This window comes from Kitasatospora sp. NPDC001660 (genome assembly GCF_053596725.1).
Genome location: NZ_JBSFGU010000014.1, coordinates 39,593 through 58,477 on the forward strand (window position 1 = coordinate 39,593; position 18,885 = coordinate 58,477).

Sequence of the window (18,885 nt, forward strand, 5' to 3'; positions counted from 1 at the left end):
ACCGAAACCGGAAAGGACGGGCCGACCGTGATCCTGCTCTCCGCCCTCGTCGCCATGGGTGTCGTGATCGGCGCCGCCGCACACACCTCGCTCCCGGTCTTCCTCACCGCCTCCGCCGCCATCACCGCCTGGCTGCTCGCCTTCGGCGCCCGCGAGGGCCTCGCCCGTCTGCGGCAGCGCTGAGCCCCCTGCCGTCCCCAGCGCCTTTCACCGGAGAGGACCAGCCACCGCCATGAGCACCGTCACCGATCACCGGCCCGCCGCCACCGGCCGCGGGACCGCCGCCGAGGCCGACAACCTCGCCGTCGCCTCCTTCCTGCTCGGCCTCCCCGGCCTGCTGATCTTCAACATCGTCCTCGGACCGCTCGCCATCGTCCTCGCCACGCTCGCCCTGGTCCGCGGCACCCGCCGGCGCGGCCGGGCGATCCTCGGCCTCGTGCTCGGCATCGCCGCACTGGCCGTCTTCGCCGCCACCACCGTCTCGGCACACGGCGTGATCATGGAGTTCGGTTCCTGAGCCGCCGGGCTCTCCGGTTCCACCCCGCGGACCCGGCCCGCCCCGTACTGTGGCGGCATCGACCGGTGACCACAGGGGGCGGGAGTGACGATCGAGTACGACAGCGGGGCGCAGCCGGGGAGCGGCGCGGCGGGCGGGCGCCTGCTCGCCGTGAGCGACCTGCACATCTCCTACGAGGAGAACCGCGGCCTGGTGGAGAAGCTCCGACCCACCGGCCCCGACGACTGGTTGATCGTCGCCGGTGACGTCGCCGAGCTCTCCACCAGCATCGAGTGGGCGCTCGGACTGCTCGCCGAACGCTTCGCCCGCGTGGTGTGGGCCCCCGGCAACCACGAGCTGTGGACCCACCCCGAGGACCCCGTCCAGCTGCGCGGCGTCGCCCGCTACGAACACCTGGTCGCCATGTGCCGCCGGCTCGGGGTGCTCACCCCCGAGGACCCGTACCCGGTCTGGCAGGGCGTCGGCGGGCCGGTCACCGTCGCCCCGCTCTTCCTCCTCTACGACTACTCCTTCCGTGCGCCCGGCACGACCACCAAGGAGGAGTCCCTGGCGGCCGCCTACGAGAGCGGCATCGTGTGCGCGGACGAACGGCTGCTCCATCCGGACCCGTTCCCGGACCGCGACTCCTGGTGCCGCGAGCGCGTCCGGCTGACCGAGCAGCGGCTCGCGGCCTGTGACCCGGACCTGCCGCTCGTCCTGGTCAACCACTACCCGCTGGTCCGTCACCCCACCGAGATCCTCTGGTACCCCGAGTTCGCCCAGTGGTGCGGCACCGAGCTGACCGCCGACTGGCACCGCCGCTTCAACACCGCCGCGATGATCTACGGTCACCTCCACATCCCCCGGAAGACCAGCTACGACGGCGTGCCCTTCGAGGAGGTCTCGCTCGGCTACCCGCGCGAGTGGCGGCGCCGCGGCCTGCCGAACCCGCTGCTGCGGGAGGTGCTCCCGCAGCCGGCGGGCTGACGGCGGGCGTCGGACCGGTCCACGCCCTTGGGCCGGCCCCCGCGGGTCAGTCCGTTGCGATCGCGCCCCACCGGCAGAGCGCGCCCCACCGGCAGAGGCAGTTGAGCTACTCCCGGAGGAGTACGAGCGGGCCGCGACACGCCGGGGCGGAAGTGGCCGGACCGGAGACGACTACGCCGAAGCCGGCCGTGCCGGCCCGCCTCCCGAGCGGACCGGCGCCGTCACCCGGTGAAGTGGTCCAGCAGCACGCCCCCGCTGTACGTCACCGCCATCGCCAGCAGCCCGCCCGCGACGTTGCGCAGCACCGCCCGCGCCGGGCCGGCCTCGCCGAGCCGGGCGCTCGCCCACCCCGACAGCGTCAGCGCCGCCACCACCGCCGCCACCGTCACCGGGAGCCGCCACGACTCGGACGGCAACAGCACCGCCAGCAACGGGACCAGCGCCCCGAGGGTGAACGCGGCGGCACTCGCCAGCGCCGCCTGCCACGGATTGGTCAGCGCCCGCGGGTCGATGCCGAGCTCGGTCTGTGCGTGCGCGGCGAGCGCGTCGCGCTCGGTCAGCGCCACCGCCACCTCGCGCGCGAGCCCGTCCGTGAGCCCGCTGCCGCGGTAGTAATCCGTCAGCTCGTCGAGCTCCCCCTCCGGATCCTCCGCGAGCTCACGCCGCTCCTTCGCCAACGCGGCCCGCTCGGTGTCCCGTTGGGCGCTGACCGACACGTACTCACCGGCCGCCATCGACATCGCCCCCGCGAGCAGCCCCGCCACCCCGGCCGCCAGCAACGCCGCCCGCGAACCCGCCGCCCCCGCGACACCCGTCACGATCCCCGCCGTCGACACCACGCCGTCATTGGCCCCGAGCACCGCCGCCCGCAACCAGTTCAACCGTGCCGACAACACCGCCCGCGACTCTTCCACACCCACCACCTCCCCCCGATCCTCACCCGGCCCAGGGGACCCTGCCACCACGCGTGATCGTTTAGGAGATTTTTGGAGTCGCCTTCTCCCACGAGGCCGTACGAAGGCGCAACCGGATCGCCGAACGCACGAAGGCCCAGGTCGGATCATGCTCCTGACCTGGGCCTTGCCTGCTTCTATCCGTTCAAGGGGTGGGCGCGGACGGTTTCGAACCGCCGACATCTGCTTTGTAAGAGCAGCGCCCGGCTGCTCGCACCGACCTGCTGCCCGCCCACGCTGCCCGCTCCCTGGCCACCGCACCGTCGGCGCCCGCGACTCACCGCCACATACCGCTGGATCTGGCACGGCAGTGGCACGGAAGCCGACGACTCCGGGTCGAGGGGAGTTGACTCCACGGCATCTTCGTCCCGAAGCAACTCGGCCTCCCCTCCGACCTTGGCGATCACTGCCCCTGACCTGCCCGAACGGTCCCGGAGCGTCCGTGGCCGTCCGCCGGCGTGCGCGCCCGTTGTAGCGCAGTTAGACACTCGGCCGGGATCGGAAGTGAACAGGCGCTACGGGCATCGTTGGGCTCCCTCAGCCACAGACGCAGCTTGCCGAGCAAGATATTAGTTCTGAGTCTGCTGAACACCGCCGCCTGGCCCGTCGGTACCCGCTACGCTCCGGGCATGAGCGACTTCTCGGACAACGATGAGCTGTCAGCCCTGGAGCACGAAGCTGGCGCAGCCAGTGAGGACCCCGAAGAGAGCGCCGTGAACGAGGCGTCGGAGGTCTTCGACCCTGAGTCGGAGGAGGTAGACGCTGAGCCGGCGCCAGCCGAAGAATCACTCCGCTACTTCGGAGCCGACTTCGATGTAGACGGGCTAGTGCGTCGACTCAGCAACAACACATTCATCATTCCCACGTTTGAGCCAGCTTCGCCAGCCGATATCGATGGCTTCGAAGGATTTCAGCGCGGCCTGGTGTGGAAAAAGCGCCAGATGGACCGATTTATCGAGTCGATTCTTTTGGGATATCCTGTACCTGGGATCTTTCTCGTCGAGCTCCCGAGCCGGAAGTACCTAGTTCTCGACGGCCAGCAGCGCCTTACCACCCTCCACGCCTTTCAAAATAGCAAATACCGAACCGCTTCTGGGCACCGTCGGTTCTCTCTCCGATATGTCGGCGACCAGTTCAGTGGGCTTACCTACGACACGCTTCCAGAAGCGGCGAAGCGCCTGTTCGACAACACGTTCATTCAGGCGACGATCGTCGTCCCTAAGCCCGACAAGGGACAGAGTGCCGTCTATGCATTGTTTGAGCGGATTAATAGCGGAGGAACAAATCTCCGCCCGCAGCAGATTCGCGTGGCGCTCTACGCCGGAAAGACCGTGAACTTCGTTCGGGATCTCAATCAAAATCCCGATTGGCGCAACCTGTTCGGCCCTCATAATCGCGACCTGAAGGATCACGAACTCATCCTGCGGGCATTGGCTCTAATGCCTACGGTGTCTGGAGACCAGCAGTTCAAGCCTCCTATGGCTAAGTTCCTGAATGAATATCTGGACAAGCATCAGAATTCCCTCCCGGCATCGGCTGAGCAGATCCGGAATTGGTTTGCTACGGCTTGCTCTTTGCTCTGGGGGGCATCTCAGCGAGATGCGCTCAGGATCGGAGGCCGACAGGTCAATGCTGCTCACACGGACGCTGTACTGGCTGGCCTGATGACGGTTTTGTCCGAAGGTCTGATCGGGACTGCAGCCAAGACCCGTGTGGCGCTCGACGCACTAATGGACGATTCCGCCTATCGAAAAGCGATCTATGAGAGCACCTCACACTCGGAGCAGGTGAAGACTCGTCTCACTGTGTCGGTCAGCGCTTTCCGAGAGGCGTTCGGTGCCAACGAGGGCTGACGAAACCAGGAAGCGGATCGCTTCGATCAAGTCCGAGCTTGACTCAACGTATGCACGCTACAACCAAAGCTTGAGCGCTGTTGATATCGCGCTCCAGGAAGACTTGCATAAGTACATGTGTATCCGCATGTCGGGTTTTCTTGAGCAGCTCATGTTTGAGGCGATCTCGGGCTATCTGGCGAGTTCCACCGGCGGCCCTGGCGGGAATTTTGCCATTTCCTGGTGGAAGAAATCGCCCAATCTAACTCCAGAGGCTCTCGAAAAGCTAATAGCAAGATTTGGTGAGCCTTGGGCGAGTGAGATCAAGAATTTCTTGGACCAGCAGGACAGGAGGAAGGATCTGGGCCTGCTTCTCGGAGTTAGGAACAAGGTGGCCCATGGGCAGAGCTACAGCGGTGGCAAGATGAATGTGACCAACTACAAGAATCTTGTGGATGGAATACATGGATGGGTTATTGCTCGAATGATTAAATGACTGCGCCAGGGAGGGGCGAGGGCTTCCGGGCCGGGCGGAAACAAGGTGCGCGCGGCCATCGCGGGCGGTGGAGCGGTTTTGGCCGGTGTCCTGTCCGGTCTGGGGTCGAGCATGATCGGGGGCCGTAAGCTGTTGCGACTCGGTCAGGGCTCTTTGGGCCTGACCGCAATTTGGCCGAGTGGCCCCCCGGTCTTGCTCGACGCGGGTCCCCGCCCGGAGAGGTGGGTAAAACCGCGCAGCCGCCCACCCCGGCCCCGGTGGGGTTGGTTCTGACCTGCACCTTGCGCACCCTCCTCCGCTGCGGGGGAAGTCTTGTCTTGTCCGTACCGCCCCGGCCTTAGCTTTCCGCCCATCGGGCGCGGCCGACGACGGCGAAGCCCCAGCCGGGGCGCAGACAGGAGGCGGGGCGCGCGCCGGAGGAAGGCCGGCGCCGCCCGCGCTGTGCGCGGCACCCCGAACCTTGTGTGAGGCTGCTCTTCGAGTAGTTCAGGAGGCTGGGAATCGACGCCGGATCTCCGATCCGCCGTGATGTGCCTTCCCCTTGGGCTCCGTCCACCTCCCCGCCGAGCGGAGCGAGGCGCCTTGAACCCGTAGAGAAGATTTTTACGCACACCCTTCCCTCGACTCCCCTCGCCTTGTACTCCTGGCCGCTGGCTGAACTTGCCTGGCCGGCTGGCTCTCCGCGTTCCTGCCGATCGCTACGTGGGCATGCTGACCTTGGTCAGGGAGGGCATGGCGGAGGGGGACGCATGACGGAGCTGGTGGTCAAGCCTTGGCGCGTGCCGGGGAAAGAGCGCCTCTACGTCAACAAGGCTGGCGCCCGCGGCGATTCGGTGGCTTGGTTAGACTGCAAGACCGGCGTCGTCACGGTCGACATCCCCGAGTTCGAGACGCTCGCAGTGGCCAAGGTTGAAGAGTGGTGCCGATCCTTCGGTAGTCACGTACCACCGCGCACCGTTCGACGCAGAGCAGAGAAGAAGCAACCCGCGAAGACAACCCCGGCTCCGGTGCCGCAGCCTCGGGCAGAAGTCCCGTTCCTCCCTCCGATGCGGGAAGAGGACGACCTCGCACGGAACTTGCCCGGCGCGGGGTTAGAGAGCCTGGTGCGCCAGGGTGAGGAGAAGTACAAGCTGCTCGTCCGCCTCGCGGCCAAGCTCTCCCGTCAACGCCTCGGCGATTCGAGCACGCTGCGCGGCTTGGAGGGCGAACAGTTCGTCGGAGCCCGCCTGGAGCCGCTGAAGGCCGCCGGCTGGCGGGTCCTGCACGGGGTGCCCCTGCCGTCCGGGTCCGACATCGACCACGTGGTTATTGGCCCGCCGGGCGTCTTCACGGTCAACTCGAAGCACCACCCGGGGGCTACCGTCTGGGTCGGTGACAAGGTCGTGAAGGTGAACCGCAACGGCTTCCCGTACTTGGAGAACTCCGAGTTCGAGGCCAACCGCACTGCCAAGCTGTTGTCCGAGTGGTGCGGCTTCGAGGTCCCCGTTCACCCGGTCATCGCCGTTGTCGGTGCCCAGAAGATCACGCTCGGGGCAACGCCTGGGGTGACAGTCATCGACGGTGAGCAGATCGCCGCTGTCCTGCCCGCCCAACCGGCGGTGCTGTCCCCGAACAGGGTGGATCGGATCTTCACCATCGCTCGCCACCGCCATGTCTGGAGCCAGATGGGCAAGCGGAGCAGGAAGGCCCGCTGACTCAGCTCGCCTGCGGCATGTCGATGAGTGTCCGGCCGTCGTGCGTCCGGACATGCGGGGCCGCGTCACCCTGGACGGCGTCGAGCAGGCGGACCGCGTAGACCTCGCCCATGCGGTCGGCAATCTCTTCCGGGGTGAGCCAGGCAACGGCCGTCGACTCGTCCGACAGCTGCTCGCTGCCGCCCTCAGGGTGGCACCGGAAGACCAGGGCGACGATGCCACGGGTCACGTTCTTGTAGACCCCGGTGAGCCGTTCCACCGAGACCTTGATTCCGGTTTCCTCGTACACCTCGCGGCGCACGCCGTCCTCGACCGTCTCCGAGAGCTCCAGCACTCCGCCGGGCGGTTCCCAGGTGCCGTTGTCGGCCCGCTGAATCGCGAGAATCCGGCCGTCCTCGCGCACCACCGCGCCCGCCACAGACACGGAGTGGAGGGGCGTTGACGGTTGAAGTGGGGGGTTGGTACTCATGTACAGGAGAATAGGAGACCTGCAAGCACCATGGCGAGTGGCGAGGCCGCATCGACGGCGAAAGCAAAGTACCAGCAGATCGCGGACGACTTGGCGTCGCAGATCCGGTCCGGGGTCCTGGCTCCCGGCGCGGCGATCCCAAGTGAAGCCGAACTCATGGAGCGCTACGGGGTGGCCTCCGGCACGGTCCGCAAGGCCGTCGCAGAGCTACGGACGACGCAGCTGATCGAGACGCACCACGGCCGCGGCTCCTTCGTCCGCTCCCGCCCCCCGGTACAGCGCAAGTCCTCGGACCGTTTCCGCCGCACGCACCGGCTCGCCGGCAAGGCGGCTTACCTGGCCGAGGCCGAGCAGTCCGGCGGCAAGCCCTCCGTGAACGTGCTCTTCGTCGGGCCGGTCGATGCCCCGGAAGAGATCGCCGAGCGGTTGAACGTGCCCGTCGGCTCGAAGGTGCTGGCCCGTAAGCGGCGGTACTTCCGCGACGGAACGCCGACTGAGGAGGCCACCTCCTACCTGCCGTGGGACGTGGTCAAGGACATCCCGGAGACCTTCGCCGAGAACCCCGGCGGCGGTGGCATCTACGCAAGGTTGGAGGAGCACGGCCACCGGCTGGCCGAGTTCACCGAGACCGTCCGGGCCCGTCTGGCCACCAAGGCGGAGACGGCCGCACTGGCGCTGAGCCCCGGCTCTCCCGTGATCCATCTCGTCCGGGATGCCATCACGGACGCCGGCCGCGTCGTGGAGGTCTGCGACACGGTGATGGCCGCTGACCAGTTCGTTCTGGACTACCGCTTCCCTGCGCGCGACTGACGTTCGCTCAGCCCTCGCAACCCGTCGCCAGATTCTTTCTCGCGGCGGGTTGACTCATGTACAGGAGTCAGGCACTCTTCTATCCATCAGCTCATGTACATGAGTGCATGAGATCTTCTCCGTTAGAGGAGACGCACCCGGCTGCGCTGTGGCCCAGGTGCCCGATGAAGGAGCCAGAGCATGCGCTTCATCCCCGTCGACACGACCGCCGCGCTGGTGATGGTCGCCCAGGCGCCCCGCCCGAAGCTCAAGGACCGCCGGACCGGCGAGATGGCCATGGACGCCGAGACCGGCGCACCGCTGGTCACCCTGGACGTCACGTTCGTGGCCAACGGTGAGGCCGACATCCTGTCCCTGACCGTGCCGCAGCCGGGCATCCCGGAAGGACTGGTGCCTGGCATGCTGGTCACCCTCACCCGGCTCATCGCCCGGCCGTGGGAGAACGAGTTCAACGGCCAGAAGCGCTCCGGCATTGCCTTCCGGGCCGACGCCGTGACGGTCGCCGCCCCGGTCCTCGCCGGCGCGAACGCCTGATCGCCGTGAACAGCCTGACGACGGCGCTCCTGGAACTGGGCGTCCCCGCTGCCGCTGTCGGCTCCGGCGCCCTCTACGCCAAGGCCAAGCTGCCCCGAACCTACTGGGCGACCGTCGGCCTCCCGCTGACCATCCACCGCATCCGGCACGACTTCGAGAACGTCATGGAGGCCTGCGGGCTGACCGTGGAACCCTCGTTCTGGCGCGCCATGGCTTCGTCCGCCACCAACCAGCCGGCCAAGCCCGCGATGCCGAAGGTCCATGGAATGCGGGCGAATTCGACCGGCCTGCGGGTCCGGTTCCGGCTCGCCCGGGGCCAGCAGACGGAGGACATCGTCAATGCGGCGGAGCGTCTGCGGCACGCCTGGGGAGTCCACGCGGTACACGTCTCGGAAGTCAAGGCCAGCGTGGTGGAGCTACGGATAGTCGGCTTTGACGTGCTGCGCAATGTGCGCATGCCGCGCCGGACCAAGTCCCGTGAGCTGCTGCGGGTTCCGGTCGCATTGCGCGCCGATGGAACCGTGCACCACCGGGACTACCGGCAGGCTCCGAACGGGCTGAACCTCGGCGCCAACCAGTCCGGCAAGTCGATGTTCACTCGCAACCTGGTTCACGACCTCGCCCCACAGGCGGTTGCCCTGGTCGGGATCGACTGCAAGCGTGGCGTCGAGCAGCGCCCCTTTGCGCCGAGGCTGTCCGCACTGGCCACCGACCAGGGCGAGGCGCTCGGGTTGCTCCTAGCGCTGCTGGTCGAGATGGACGACCGGTACGACCTCATCCGCGACCACCAGGGTGTTCCCGGATCGGTCGCGGCCGAGGACCTGACCGCCGACATCTGGGGCCTGCCCGAGAAGATCCGGCCGGTGCCGATCGTCGTCCTGGTGGACGAGATCGCCGAACTCTTCCTCGTGGCCAGCAGGGCCGATGAGGAGCGGCGGAACCAGATCGTCACCGCGCTCATCCGACTCGCCCAACTCGCCCGCGCCGCCGGCATCTACCTGGAGATCGCTGGTCAGCGCTTCGGATCCGAGTTGGGCAAGGGCGCGACCCTGCTCCGCTCCCAGCTCACCGGCCGTACCGTCCACCGGGTCAACGACCTGGAGACGGCGAAGATGGGGCTCGGGGACATCTCCGACGCCGCCGTCGCGGCCTCCACCCGGATCAGCCCGGACATGCCCGGCACGGCGGTCGCCGGCGACACCTCCGGCATGTGGTCCGAGATCCGCACGCCGTACCGCTCGCTCGCCGAAGTCGCCGAGCGTTGCGCCGAGTTCGCGCACCTCACGCCCGACCTGGACCGCTTGGCGGCCTTCCGCCCGCAGGTCGCCAGCCCGGTCATCATCCCGCCGGGGCCCTCGACGCCGCCGGACCTGATGCCCGTCTCGCTCAGCAAGTAGCGGCACCTCACCAACCGGCCGACGCGACCGCTTCGCGCCAAGTCCCTACCCCGCCACGCCCTGACAAGAGGAGCCACAGCCATGCCCCGCAAGCCGTCCATCGCCGAGATCGGCGCCTTCCTCGGCCGCGTCAAGGCCACCCGCAACGACGACGCCGACACCGGCCCGCTGCTCGCCGAGAAGGCCAACATCCTGGAGCGCATCGCCAAGGCCAACCCGGACGACCGCGACGCCGCGCAGATCGCCCGCGAGGCCCGCGCCGCCGAAGACCACGCCCTGTGAGCCCTGCAAGGGCACCGGCCAGATCACCGAGACCGTCTACGCCGGCCGGGGCGCCCGCCGCCACCGGATCGCCGAGCAGGAAGCCACCTGCCTCGACTGCCTCGGCACCGGCATCGCCCTGCAGGCGTCGCTGTGATCGAAATCCGCGTGACCTGCGGCATCAACGACGTTCCGCTCATCGTCGCCGACCTCTGCCGGATGTGGCACGTGCACGACGTCAAGGAGTACCCCGCCACGGACCCCGGCCAGCGTCGCCTCTACCTCACCGCGACCCATCGGCAGAAGAGCGCCAAGTAGCACCAGCCCACCGGGCCGGGCGGTCGACCACCAAATCACCTCCCGGCCTGCACTCCACATGGGAGACAAGCCATGAAGCAGGACACCTACCACTGCGTCCTCACGATGCAGAAGACCACGCACGGAGAGACCGCCCTCGGGACCTTCTCCGACACCATCAACCCCACGCCCGGGATGACCCGCGTCGACATCTTCAACCTGGCGATTGCGCAGCTGACGCGACACCAGTCGGCGCTGACCGGCGGCGCGGTCCTGTTCTTCACCCTCGACAAGAACCAGTTCTGACGGGGCTCGCCGTGCGCCGACTCCCAAAACTGGACGCCGTACTGGCGCAGGCGGTGATCGCCGCCGCTCTCTCCTTCGCCCACCTGCACGACCTTGCCGATGCCGCAGGTCAGACCGGTTGGAAGTCCTGGGCCTACCCGGTGTCCGTCGATCTTCTACTCGTCGCCGCCTGGCGCCGGATGCGCTCCGGAACCGCCCGTCGGCTCGCCTGGTGCTGGTTCGTCATCGCCCTGGCGGCCTCGCTCGGCGCCAACGTCGGCACCGCCGGGCTGCTCGACCTCGGCAACGCCCCAGCCTGGCTCCGCGTCCTGGTCGCCGGCTGGCCCGCCGCCGCCTTCCTCGGCGGCACTCTGCTCGCCCACTCAGCCGTCGCGCCCGCCGAGGAACCCCCGGTGGTCGAGCCGGAACCGGACGACACCGAGACCGACGACGCCCAGCCGCTCTACGTCCCGGTCGCCGAACCGATCGCCGAACCAGCGGTCGAGCCGACGCCCGTCCCACCGCCCGCGGCTGTCCCGGCAATCGGACCGGCTCCCGCCCCGGCGCCGACCACGGACCCCGAACCGGCCCCCGTGCCCACGGTCCCAGCCTTCCTCCTCGACCACGCCCGCAAGGTCGCCGATGACCACCGCACCCGCACCGGCACCCCGATCGACGCCGCCACGCTCCGCGCCCGCCTCGGCGTCAAAGACCCGCTCGCCTCGGCACTCGTCGCCGAACTCGCCTGAAGGGTTCACCTGGTGAACATCCACCTGCCGTTCATCGTCGTCCTCGCGATCGTCGCCTGGCTCATCGTCCGGCACCTCCGGCTGCGCTGGTGGGCCGTCGCCGCGCTCGTCCTCCTCGGCTTCTACCTCGCCGACACCTCCGCCGCCCCGCTGATCGACAACACGACACACGACGGCGTGAGCGTCATCAACAAGACCAGCAAGTAGCGATCCAGAATGGAGAGTTCACCATGACGACCACTGTCCGCCTGCCGCCCCTGATCACCGTGGACGGCTCCGGCCTCGTCGCCGAGATCGAGGCGTACCTTGCCTCGCTGCCTACCCCGGCCCGCATCGCGATCCCGTACGTCTCGCCGCTCGGCTCCACCGTCCAGCCCTGGAACGCCGGCTACCCGGCACCCCGGCTCACGCTCCTCGACCGGATCACCCACCGCCCGGCCCGCCCGGTGCCGGTGAGCGCCGCCGGCCACCTCCGGCTCACCTCCCGCTACATCGACGCCTTCGGCTGGCTCCAGGGCGCCATGTGGGACTCCGCCGGCCGTGTCTGCCTCCTCGGCGCCCAGGCCGCCGTCCTCGCCAACGGCTACGGCACCCCTGCCACCGTCACGACCGCCCGGGTCCAGCTCATGGAGATCCTCCACGCCACGGGCCGCCCCGTCCACTCCCCGGACGAGTACAACGACCGCCCCACCACCCGCCAGGCCGACATTCACCAGCTGCTCGACCGGGCCGCCGCCCGTGCCCAGCGCCTCGGCCTCTGACCTCCCCGGGACGGCCAACACGCCGCCAGCATCCCGCCGCCCCGGAGATCGCAACCCCAACCACCCCCATCACGAAGGACCGCACATGGATCTGCCCACGATCTTTGCCGCCGCCGTCCCGCTGATCGGATGGACCACCCACGGCACCTGGCTGAACCAGCGCCTCGCCACCGCCCGCCGCGACCCGCTCACCGGGCTCCACACCCGCGACGGCTTCACCGCCCGCGCCCACCGCCTGACCCAGCGCCACCCGGACCGCACCTCGGTGCTGCTGATCGACCTGGACGACTTCAAGGCCACTAACGACACCTACGGCCACGCCGCCGGCGACGCGGTGCTTACCGCCACCGCCGCCCGCCTGTCCGCCTGGTGCGGTCGCCCCGGCATCGCCCCCGCCTCGGCGGGGACGAGTTCGCCGTCGTCGTCCTGGACGGCCCCGCGCGTCTCCCTGAGCTCCGCGCGGCCCTCAATCAGCCGGTCCAGTACGCCGACTCCATGCTCCCGGCCTCCGCCTCAGTGGGCATCTGCCCCGTCGCCGAGCTGCCGGTCGTCTCACTCACGGACGCGCTCGCCTCCGCCGACCGGGACATGTACGCGCACAAGCGCGACGGCCGCACCTCCCGCCGCCGCTAGCTCCAAGGTGTGCGGCCGGCGCTGGCAGGCGTTCCTCTTGGCCCTCGGCAAAGCCCGACCGCCGGTTAGGTCCCGGTGAAGTCCCGGACCACCCCCTGACAAGGCCGGGGAGGCAGCTGCTCTACAGAGCTGGATTCCTCGGAAGCCGGCCGCACGGCAGGACCGTAACTCGCACCACCGACAAGCAAGACCGGCCCCGGGGCGGCAACACGCCGCCAAGCATCCCGCCGCCCCGAGGCCGCAACCCCTTCCCGAACCGAAGCCCACGAAGGAGAGCTCCATCATGCAGCAGCACAACCACGCCCCGGCCCGGATCTGCCCGAACTGCTCCGGCTTCGCCTCCGTCGCGATCGCCACCGGCGTCCGCCTCCGCGACGGCTCCCGCGACACCGTCCCGGTCAACTGCCCGACCTGCCTCGGCGCTGGCACCGTTGCCCGCCTGCTGGCTACCACCGCCAAGACGGCCTGACCGATGGCCCTCCTCGACTGGCGCGACTCCAAGCACTGGGCCCAGAAGCCCGCCCCCTGCGGCGTCTGCGACAAGCCCACCAACCTCCGCTCCGGCCGCGGCAAGCCCGTCCACAAGGTCTGCGCCGAGGAGTGGATCGACCGCCACCCGAATTCCGCCAACCCGTCCTGAGCCGCTCCGCCCCGGAGCCGCTCACTCGCCCGGCTCCGGGGCCCTCTCCCAGAGGAGACGATCCCCGTGCTCAACCAACTCGCCGCCCGCCCCGCCAACGGCCTGCGCGTCCTCGACCTCTTCTGCTGCCATTCTGTGGGCAGAATTACCGCGTCTCTTTCGACGCCTGTGCGCCTGCGAGCTGCGCGTTTGTGCTTTGCGGTGAGACGTGTCGCATAGATACCGTCCCGGGCGTGCTGATGACGTTCTTCTCATCCGCCGGCTGGGAGTCGTGGGGTCTGGCGAGTGCGCCGGTCATCCCGGACCGGATGCCGGTGCTCGTCGATGACGATCTCCTCTTCGAAGATGGGGCCGGCCCGCGGATCACCACGGTGCTCAACCGCTGGCTGCAGGAGCTTCCGGGGAACGGTTGCAAGTCGCCGGATTCCTGGGAGGCTTACGCGCGTATCGCTCGGGACTGGACGGATTTCCTAGCCGACCGCGGAATCCAACTCTTCGACTCCCGAGCGGAGTTGCGTCGCGGGCTCAGCGCGTACGCCGTCTACCGATCCCACGGGCCAGTGAAGGCGCGGTTCGCCGCCTCGACCTGGAACCAGCACGTGAGCGTTCTGTCGCAGCTGTACAGCTGGGCCGAGGCCGAGCAGTACACGTCCGCGGTGCCGTTCACGTACCGGCAGGCTCTCACCGCGTACGGCGACCAGGTACGCGAGCAGACGGTGAACCTGGCCAGGCGTCGGATGCCGAAGCCGCACGTGACGATCAAGTACTTCGAGAAGGACTTCGAGGACTTGTTCCTGAAGGGGCTCGGCGGTCTGCGTCCGGACGGGAGCGAGGACTGCCTGTACCGGGGCCGGACCACGGCCCGCAATGCGGCGGTCGGGGGCTTCGTGTTGTCCAGCGGGCTGCGCCGGCAGGAGTTCACGTATCTCCTGGAGTGCGAGGTGCCGCCCCTGCCGCCCCGCCCGACCGCGTTGCCGATCTGGCTGCCGGTTCCGGCCGGCGTCACCAAGGGCAGGAAGTTCCGGACCACGTGGACGACGTACGGTCCGCTCGCCAGGCTCCACCAGTACCTGCGGCTGCAGCGGGCCCTGGCCGTCGAGCGGTCCTCGTGGATGCCTCCGTCCCACTGGGGGCAGCCGTTGGTGGCGACCGAGGTCGACGCGCTGGGTGGCCGGGTCAACGGCGAGCGCGTGCTGTGGGCGGAGCTGACGCCGCGAGAGCGTCGGTGCCTGGTGACGGCTGAGGGCGGCTCGCTGCTGTTGGCCGTGCAGAGCGACGGAAGCCCGTTCCGCGACTGGCCCACCGTGTTCAAGCGGACCTCCGAGCGGATCAGGGACCGGTTCGACTCCCGCTTTCCGCACACCAGCCCGCACCGATGCCGGCACACGTTCGCGATCGGGACTCTCGAACTCCTGGTCGGCGGCTACTACGCCCAGGCCGCGAGGCTGGTGAAGGACACCGATGCGAATGCGGCCCTGGGTCTCTACCTGCGCAAGAGCGACCCGATCATGATCCTTCGTGACCTACTCGGCCATAGCAGCACCTTGACCACGGAGGTTTACCTTTCGCGCCTGGACACCACCCGGATCTACCGCGACGCCTACGCGAGGGCCGGCCACGACCAGGGCCTGCTCGCCGACGCCGAGCGTGAGGCCGACACCGAGTTCGACGACTTCGACGAGGAGGACATCTGATGCCGGCGGACATAGCCGAGAACCCGCTGCGGCTGGTCTGCGCGTTCACGCGCGGCACGACGGCGACCGTGCGTGTCGACGACTCCGCGAACCCCGTGCTGATCCGCCAGCTGCTGACGGGCCTGGTCCACCTCATGCATCCCCACGGACCGGGCGATTCGCGTCGCACGGTGGAGAAGTACAAGGGGACGATCGACTGGTTCGTCGAGGCCCTCGCCCAGCGCGGCCACGCCGGCGGCGTGGAGGGGCTCACCCGGGCGGGACTGGCCGCGCTGTGGTGGGAGGCGGACAACCGCAGGGAATCGGAAAGCCGCCGACTGCTCCAAGCGCTGGACGCCGAGTGCTCCGTCCTGGCCCCGGATGTCCGCCAGCTGGTGGGCGGGCGCCACTTCAACCGGTACCCACTATCCGAACCGCTGCAGCCCTACGACGAGGTGGCCTGGGAGTCTCTGACCAGTGCGAGCCGCCAGGCGATCAAGGCAGCTTGGGCGTCCTACCGGCGGGCGCGTTCCGTCGCGGAGGCAGGCCGTGACCCGTTCGACCATGGCTGGACCGAGGAGAACGTCCACTGGCACATGGTCCGGTGCGGATCCGCGAACACCCGTGAACTGGGCGAGCTCGTCGGTCTGTCCTACGAGCAGATGCGCCATCGGATCGGGCGGGACCGCTGCCACTACGTCGCGGCAGCGCGCGAAGCGCTCTTCCCGACAGCGCGGCTGGCGATCGCCTACCAGGTGCTCTTCGGCATCTACACCGGGATCGTGCCCGACGGCATCGCCGACCTCGGCCTCGACGGCCTGGACTGGGCGGGCGAGGGTGCCGTGCTGGTCCGCTACATCAAGGGCCGCACGTCCGAAGAGAGCCTGACCCTCTCGGCGAAGGCGGTGCGCCTGCTGGAGCGTTGGCTGGAGCACTCGGCGATCGCGGGAGCACTGCCCGCCCGAGCTGCGCAACAGCCTGTGGCTGTGGCTGGCCTACAGCAGGCAGCCCCCCGCCGGCGAGGGATGGGGACCGTGGCGATCCGGGCGCCCCTACAAGACCACCGTCACCGAGTGGATGCGCGACCAGGGTGTCGTGGACGCGAACGGGCAGCCGGTCCAGCTGCACCGGCACCGGATCCGCACGACCTTCGAGTCCCACCGCGACCGGGCCACCTGGTTCGGCAGCCGCCGCTCGACCATCGACCCCAACCACTCCCCAGCCATCGAGGGCGACCGCTACCTGAGCGCGACGACCAAGGCCCAGCGCGCCGCGCTGGAGGACATCGTCGAGCAGGCCCAAGGCGATCTGTTGCGCCGGGCCCGGCCCCCGATGGTGCTGACCGATCAGCAGATCGCCGAGATCGCGGACCAGTTTCCGCAATTGGTCAGCGAGTTGGAACTCGACGACGCTGCGATCGCCGAGCTGGTGGGCGGCGAGCGCGATGTGTTCGTGGCCGCGTGCGCCGATCCGACCGCCGGGCTGCACGGTCCGAAGGGCAAGCCGTGTCCGGCCCGCCCGTGGGTGTGCCTGCTGTGTCCGCTGGCCCTGTTCGCGCCGCGCCACGCGGCGAACCTGCTGCGGATGAAGGCGTTCTTCGCCCGGCAGTGGCAGCTGATGCCCGCCGCACAGTTCATGGCCGTCTTTGGCCACTACGCCCAGCGCATCGAGGAGGTGCTGGACAAGTACGACCCCGCGCACCTGACCCAGCTCGCCGGGCAGGTCGCCGACACCGACGCCGAGCTCCCGCTCCTGCCCGAGGAGGCCACACTGTGACCGCCTTCCCGCTTGCGCATCCCCACGCCGCGCCACCTGCCCCGTCGCCGTTCGCCGGCGCGGATGTGTGCGGCCTGGCCGGATTCGTCGTCCCCCTCGGGGCGCGCGGGCCGGTGTTCGAGGACGACCTGTGGGACTTCACCCACGTCATCGGCATCCCCGCCTACGTGTCACGGTGCGCGCGGCGGCTGGACTTCTCCGCCATCGCCAACCCGCGGTGGAAGACGGTGGCCAAGGAGTACGTCGCCGCGCAGATGGCGCCCGGCCACGACGCCGTGCGCACGCTCCCGCACGCCAACCGCACGGTGCGGGCCATCAGCGGTCTCTACGCAGAACTGCTGGAGCTGGTGCGCTGGTTGAACTGGCTCACGGCCCAGGGCATTGACGAACTCGGCGAGGTGACCGAACACCACTGCGTGTCCTTCGCCCAGTACCGGGCCACCCACCGGCCCAACGGCACGAAGACCCGCGATCGCCCGAGCGTGCGCCGGATGGTCGAGCTGGTGATCATTGGGCTGGCGCGCTACGGCGAGCTGTTCACCATGGACCGCTACGACCCCGGCCTGCGGCCGTTCGCCGCGACCGCCCGTGAAGTGTCCGGCGGCACGACGGAGAACAAGACCCAGCCGGTCCCCGACACGATTTTCCAGCCGATGCTGGCCGCCGCCCTCTATCTGGTCCAGACGATCGCGCCCCTGCTGCTGCGGGAGCTGGCGGCCAAGCGCGAGGGGGACGCGCGGCGGGCGAGCCTGCCGAGAAGCGCCGTGGACCTGGACGCGCTCAGGGAGATCATCCGGCGCCACGTCGAGGATCGGCAGCCCTTCGACCGCCTCCCCGGGACCGGGAAGCCTCGGGAGTGGATGGCCAAGGACGACCCGCTGGCAAAGGTGAACGTCTACGCGCTCGCCGCCGAGGCCGGACGGGGAGAACTTCCTGCCGCTGCCCTTGAGCAGGTGCGCGATCAACTGGAGCGAGCGCTCGCGATCGTGGGACTGGAGAAGCCGTTCTGCCGCGCTGCCGATCTCGTGGAGCGAGCCGACGGTCAAGGGCAGGTTCCCTGGTCGACCTCCTTGTTCGAGCGTGAACTGCGCACGCTCACGGGCGTGGTGAAGACCGCCTCGCACCTGGTGGTCCTGGCCCTGTCCGGGATGCGCCAGAGCGAGCTGCTGGAAATGCACGTCGGCTGCCGGATACCGCCCATCGAGGTGGGCCCGGGGCTGAATCGCTACAAGCTCGCCAGCCGCGTCGTCAAGGGCAAGCCGCTCGGCGGCGTCCCCGACGAGTGGGTGGTCGTCTGGGAGGCCTACCAGGCCGCCAGCGTCGCCGAGGCGCTGCTGGGTCCGGAGACCGTGACCGGTGACCCGCTGCTCAGCTCACCCCTCGGACGGACGCGCTTCACCACCTTCCGCCAGTGGGTCAACAGCGCGGCCGGCCAGGCGTTGGGCCTGGACCCGATCCCGGCCGGACCAGTAAACGCGAGGATGCTCCGCAGGACGCTCGCGTTGGAGATCGCTTACCGCCCTGGAGGACTGCTCGCAGCAAAGGTGCAGCTCAAGCACCTGTCCGTGGTGACAACGGAGGGCTACGCAAACCGCCCGGGAGGAGCCCAGGCCAAGTTCCTCGCGGAAGTCAACGCCGAGGAGACCGAGCGCAACAGAGACCTCCTCCTCACCGAGTACCGGCACTACCAGGAAGGGAGACTGCCCTCGGGCCCTGGAGCCCGGGACCTGCTCTCCTTCTTCGCCAGCGTCGATGGGAAGCTCGCCCGCACGGCCGCGCAGGATCCCAACGTCCTGGGCAGCGAGCAGGAAGTCCGCGCGCTCCTGGCCGAACGCGCCGGAGTCCTGCACCTCGGCGTGGCGAACTACTGCTGGTTCACCGACCCCTCCAAAGCCCTGTGCCTCAAGCTCGCCGGCACCCCGGACGCGACGAAACCGCTGATCGGAATGTGCGACTCGGCACGCTGTCCGCAGGCAACCCACCACCCCTGCCACCGCCCCGTCTGGGCCGAGAGCGTCCAGGCCAAGCAAGCGTTCATCGGCTCGATCAGCCGCATCCACAAGACCGAAAGGACCCGCCTCCAGGCCGCTCTGGACCGGGACATGAAGGTACTGGCCGCCATCGACGCCAGTATGTGAAAGG

The 18,885-nt window shown here is 68.9% G+C and carries 23 protein-coding genes, 1 tRNA gene and 1 pseudogene; 22 read left to right on the forward strand and 3 right to left on the reverse strand.

Translation table 11 applies throughout. The annotated features are described in order from the left end of the window. Positions 1–27: 27 nt before the first annotated feature. The 3 genes from ACWCXH_RS17440 (at position 28) to ACWCXH_RS17450 (ending at position 1,483) form a co-directional block, all read left to right on the forward strand. Entirely contained in the window at positions 28–183 is a 156-nt protein-coding gene (locus ACWCXH_RS17440) for a hypothetical protein (protein WP_363653256.1), read from the forward strand. Between the two features lie 49 nt (positions 184–232). Further along, complete coding sequence (locus ACWCXH_RS17445; protein WP_449802285.1) at positions 233–517, forward strand: DUF4190 domain-containing protein; 285 nt, start codon at positions 233–235, stop codon at positions 515–517. A gap of 84 nt (positions 518–601) precedes the next feature. Further along, positions 602–1,483: a metallophosphoesterase family protein gene (locus ACWCXH_RS17450; protein ID WP_449802286.1), complete on the forward strand. Its 882-nt coding sequence runs from the start codon at positions 602–604 to the stop codon at positions 1,481–1,483. Positions 1,484–1,704: 221 nt separating this feature from the next. Here the strand turns inward: ACWCXH_RS17450 and ACWCXH_RS17455 are convergent, their stop codons facing one another. Together ACWCXH_RS17455 and ACWCXH_RS17460 are read right to left on the reverse strand one after the other, a co-directional pair. Continuing rightward, the gene (locus tag ACWCXH_RS17455) at positions 1,705–2,397 is read right to left on the reverse strand and encodes a VIT1/CCC1 transporter family protein (RefSeq protein ID WP_449802287.1); all 693 of its coding nucleotides are present in this window, start codon (positions 2,395–2,397) and stop codon (positions 1,705–1,707) included. A 192-nt stretch (positions 2,398–2,589) separates the two neighbouring features. Continuing rightward, a tRNA-Val gene (locus ACWCXH_RS17460) sits at positions 2,590–2,670 on the reverse strand. Between the two features lie 395 nt (positions 2,671–3,065). Here ACWCXH_RS17460 and ACWCXH_RS17465 point away from each other — a divergent pair. From ACWCXH_RS17465 to ACWCXH_RS17475, 3 genes are all read left to right on the forward strand, one after another. Continuing rightward, positions 3,066–4,289 carry a DUF262 domain-containing protein gene (locus ACWCXH_RS17465; protein ID WP_449802288.1) on the forward strand — a complete coding sequence of 408 codons (1,224 nt, stop codon included), beginning with the start codon at positions 3,066–3,068 and terminating at the stop codon, positions 4,287–4,289. Then, positions 4,273–4,764 carry a HEPN domain-containing protein gene (locus tag ACWCXH_RS17470; RefSeq protein ID WP_449802289.1) on the forward strand — a complete coding sequence of 164 codons (492 nt, stop codon included), beginning with the start codon at positions 4,273–4,275 and terminating at the stop codon, positions 4,762–4,764. The genes ACWCXH_RS17465 and ACWCXH_RS17470 overlap by 17 nt, the downstream gene beginning before the upstream one ends. Before the next feature lie 749 nt (positions 4,765–5,513). Then, on the forward strand, positions 5,514–6,458 hold the full coding sequence (locus tag ACWCXH_RS17475) for a nuclease-related domain-containing protein (RefSeq protein ID WP_449802290.1): 945 nt from the start codon (positions 5,514–5,516) through the stop codon (positions 6,456–6,458). A 1-nt stretch (position 6,459) separates the two neighbouring features. Here ACWCXH_RS17475 and ACWCXH_RS17480 read toward each other — a convergent pair whose 3' ends face one another. Beyond that, a complete protein-coding gene (locus ACWCXH_RS17480) occupies positions 6,460–6,939 on the reverse strand; it encodes an NUDIX hydrolase (protein ID WP_449802416.1) in 480 nt (159 codons plus the stop codon). An 18-nt stretch (positions 6,940–6,957) separates the two neighbouring features. On the opposite strand from ACWCXH_RS17480, the gene ACWCXH_RS17485 reads away from it, so the two are divergent. The 16 genes and pseudogenes from ACWCXH_RS17485 (at position 6,958) to ACWCXH_RS17560 (ending at position 18,881) form a co-directional block, all read left to right on the forward strand. Further along, positions 6,958–7,737, forward strand: coding sequence for a GntR family transcriptional regulator (locus ACWCXH_RS17485; protein ID WP_449802291.1), 780 nt, complete (start codon positions 6,958–6,960; stop codon positions 7,735–7,737). Positions 7,738–7,917: 180 nt separating this feature from the next. Next, positions 7,918–8,271, forward strand: coding sequence for an SCO3933 family regulatory protein (locus ACWCXH_RS17490; protein WP_449802292.1), 354 nt, complete (start codon positions 7,918–7,920; stop codon positions 8,269–8,271). 5 nt (positions 8,272–8,276) lie between these two features. Further along, complete coding sequence (locus tag ACWCXH_RS17495) at positions 8,277–9,668, forward strand: FtsK/SpoIIIE domain-containing protein (protein WP_449802293.1); 1,392 nt, start codon at positions 8,277–8,279, stop codon at positions 9,666–9,668. A gap of 81 nt (positions 9,669–9,749) precedes the next feature. Continuing rightward, positions 9,750–9,950: a hypothetical protein gene (locus ACWCXH_RS17500; RefSeq protein ID WP_449802294.1), complete on the forward strand. Its 201-nt coding sequence runs from the start codon at positions 9,750–9,752 to the stop codon at positions 9,948–9,950. A gap of 132 nt (positions 9,951–10,082) precedes the next feature. Further along, positions 10,083–10,247 (forward strand): hypothetical protein, encoded by a 165-nt coding sequence (locus ACWCXH_RS17505; protein WP_449802295.1) that lies wholly within the window; start codon positions 10,083–10,085, stop codon positions 10,245–10,247. Positions 10,248–10,319: 72 nt separating this feature from the next. Continuing rightward, complete coding sequence (locus ACWCXH_RS17510; RefSeq protein WP_449802296.1) at positions 10,320–10,532, forward strand: hypothetical protein; 213 nt, start codon at positions 10,320–10,322, stop codon at positions 10,530–10,532. An 11-nt stretch (positions 10,533–10,543) separates the two neighbouring features. Further along, entirely contained in the window at positions 10,544–11,260 is a 717-nt protein-coding gene (locus tag ACWCXH_RS17515; protein ID WP_449802297.1) for a DUF2637 domain-containing protein, read from the forward strand. A gap of 12 nt (positions 11,261–11,272) precedes the next feature. After that, positions 11,273–11,467, forward strand: coding sequence for a hypothetical protein (locus tag ACWCXH_RS17520; RefSeq protein WP_449802298.1), 195 nt, complete (start codon positions 11,273–11,275; stop codon positions 11,465–11,467). A gap of 23 nt (positions 11,468–11,490) precedes the next feature. Further along, positions 11,491–12,021, forward strand: coding sequence for a DUF6197 family protein (locus ACWCXH_RS17525; RefSeq protein WP_449802299.1), 531 nt, complete (start codon positions 11,491–11,493; stop codon positions 12,019–12,021). A gap of 85 nt (positions 12,022–12,106) precedes the next feature. Continuing rightward, a pseudogene (locus tag ACWCXH_RS17530) lies at positions 12,107–12,337 on the forward strand (GGDEF domain-containing protein); the annotation flags it as partial. A 53-nt stretch (positions 12,338–12,390) separates the two neighbouring features. Then, a complete protein-coding gene (locus tag ACWCXH_RS17535) occupies positions 12,391–12,654 on the forward strand; it encodes a diguanylate cyclase domain-containing protein (protein WP_449802300.1) in 264 nt (87 codons plus the stop codon). 283 nt (positions 12,655–12,937) lie between these two features. Continuing rightward, complete coding sequence (locus tag ACWCXH_RS17540; RefSeq protein WP_449802301.1) at positions 12,938–13,123, forward strand: hypothetical protein; 186 nt, start codon at positions 12,938–12,940, stop codon at positions 13,121–13,123. A 3-nt stretch (positions 13,124–13,126) separates the two neighbouring features. Continuing rightward, positions 13,127–13,294 carry a hypothetical protein gene (locus ACWCXH_RS17545; protein WP_449802302.1) on the forward strand — a complete coding sequence of 56 codons (168 nt, stop codon included), beginning with the start codon at positions 13,127–13,129 and terminating at the stop codon, positions 13,292–13,294. A gap of 239 nt (positions 13,295–13,533) precedes the next feature. Then, positions 13,534–14,988 (forward strand): site-specific integrase, encoded by a 1,455-nt coding sequence (locus tag ACWCXH_RS17550; RefSeq protein WP_449802417.1) that lies wholly within the window; start codon positions 13,534–13,536, stop codon positions 14,986–14,988. 1,056 nt (positions 14,989–16,044) lie between these two features. Beyond that, a complete protein-coding gene (locus ACWCXH_RS17555; protein WP_449802303.1) occupies positions 16,045–16,743 on the forward strand; it encodes a hypothetical protein in 699 nt (232 codons plus the stop codon). Continuing rightward, positions 16,740–18,881, forward strand: coding sequence for a site-specific integrase (locus ACWCXH_RS17560; RefSeq protein WP_449802304.1), 2,142 nt, complete (start codon positions 16,740–16,742; stop codon positions 18,879–18,881). The genes ACWCXH_RS17555 and ACWCXH_RS17560 overlap by 4 nt, the downstream gene beginning before the upstream one ends. Positions 18,882–18,885: the final 4 nt, after the last annotated feature.

Bases quoted from the DNA above. Each gene is read 5' to 3' on its own strand.
- ACWCXH_RS17485 (WP_449802291.1), top strand. From the start codon at position 6,958: ATGGCGAGTGGCGAGGCCGCATCGACGGCGAAAGCAAAGTACCAGCAG.
- ACWCXH_RS17475 (WP_449802290.1), top strand. From the start codon at position 5,514: ATGACGGAGCTGGTGGTCAAGCCTTGGCGCGTGCCGGGGAAAGAGCGC.
- ACWCXH_RS17545 (WP_449802302.1), top strand. From the start codon at position 13,127: ATGGCCCTCCTCGACTGGCGCGACTCCAAGCACTGGGCCCAGAAGCCC.
- ACWCXH_RS17465 (WP_449802288.1), top strand. From the start codon at position 3,066: ATGAGCGACTTCTCGGACAACGATGAGCTGTCAGCCCTGGAGCACGAA.
- ACWCXH_RS17510 (WP_449802296.1), top strand. From the start codon at position 10,320: ATGAAGCAGGACACCTACCACTGCGTCCTCACGATGCAGAAGACCACG.
- ACWCXH_RS17540 (WP_449802301.1), top strand. From the start codon at position 12,938: ATGCAGCAGCACAACCACGCCCCGGCCCGGATCTGCCCGAACTGCTCC.
- ACWCXH_RS17500 (WP_449802294.1), top strand. From the start codon at position 9,750: ATGCCCCGCAAGCCGTCCATCGCCGAGATCGGCGCCTTCCTCGGCCGC.
- ACWCXH_RS17490 (WP_449802292.1), top strand. From the start codon at position 7,918: ATGCGCTTCATCCCCGTCGACACGACCGCCGCGCTGGTGATGGTCGCC.
- ACWCXH_RS17550 (WP_449802417.1), top strand. From the start codon at position 13,534: ATGACGTTCTTCTCATCCGCCGGCTGGGAGTCGTGGGGTCTGGCGAGT.
- ACWCXH_RS17525 (WP_449802299.1), top strand. From the start codon at position 11,491: ATGACGACCACTGTCCGCCTGCCGCCCCTGATCACCGTGGACGGCTCC.
- ACWCXH_RS17555 (WP_449802303.1), top strand. From the start codon at position 16,045: ATGCGCGACCAGGGTGTCGTGGACGCGAACGGGCAGCCGGTCCAGCTG.
- ACWCXH_RS17445 (WP_449802285.1), top strand. From the start codon at position 233: ATGAGCACCGTCACCGATCACCGGCCCGCCGCCACCGGCCGCGGGACC.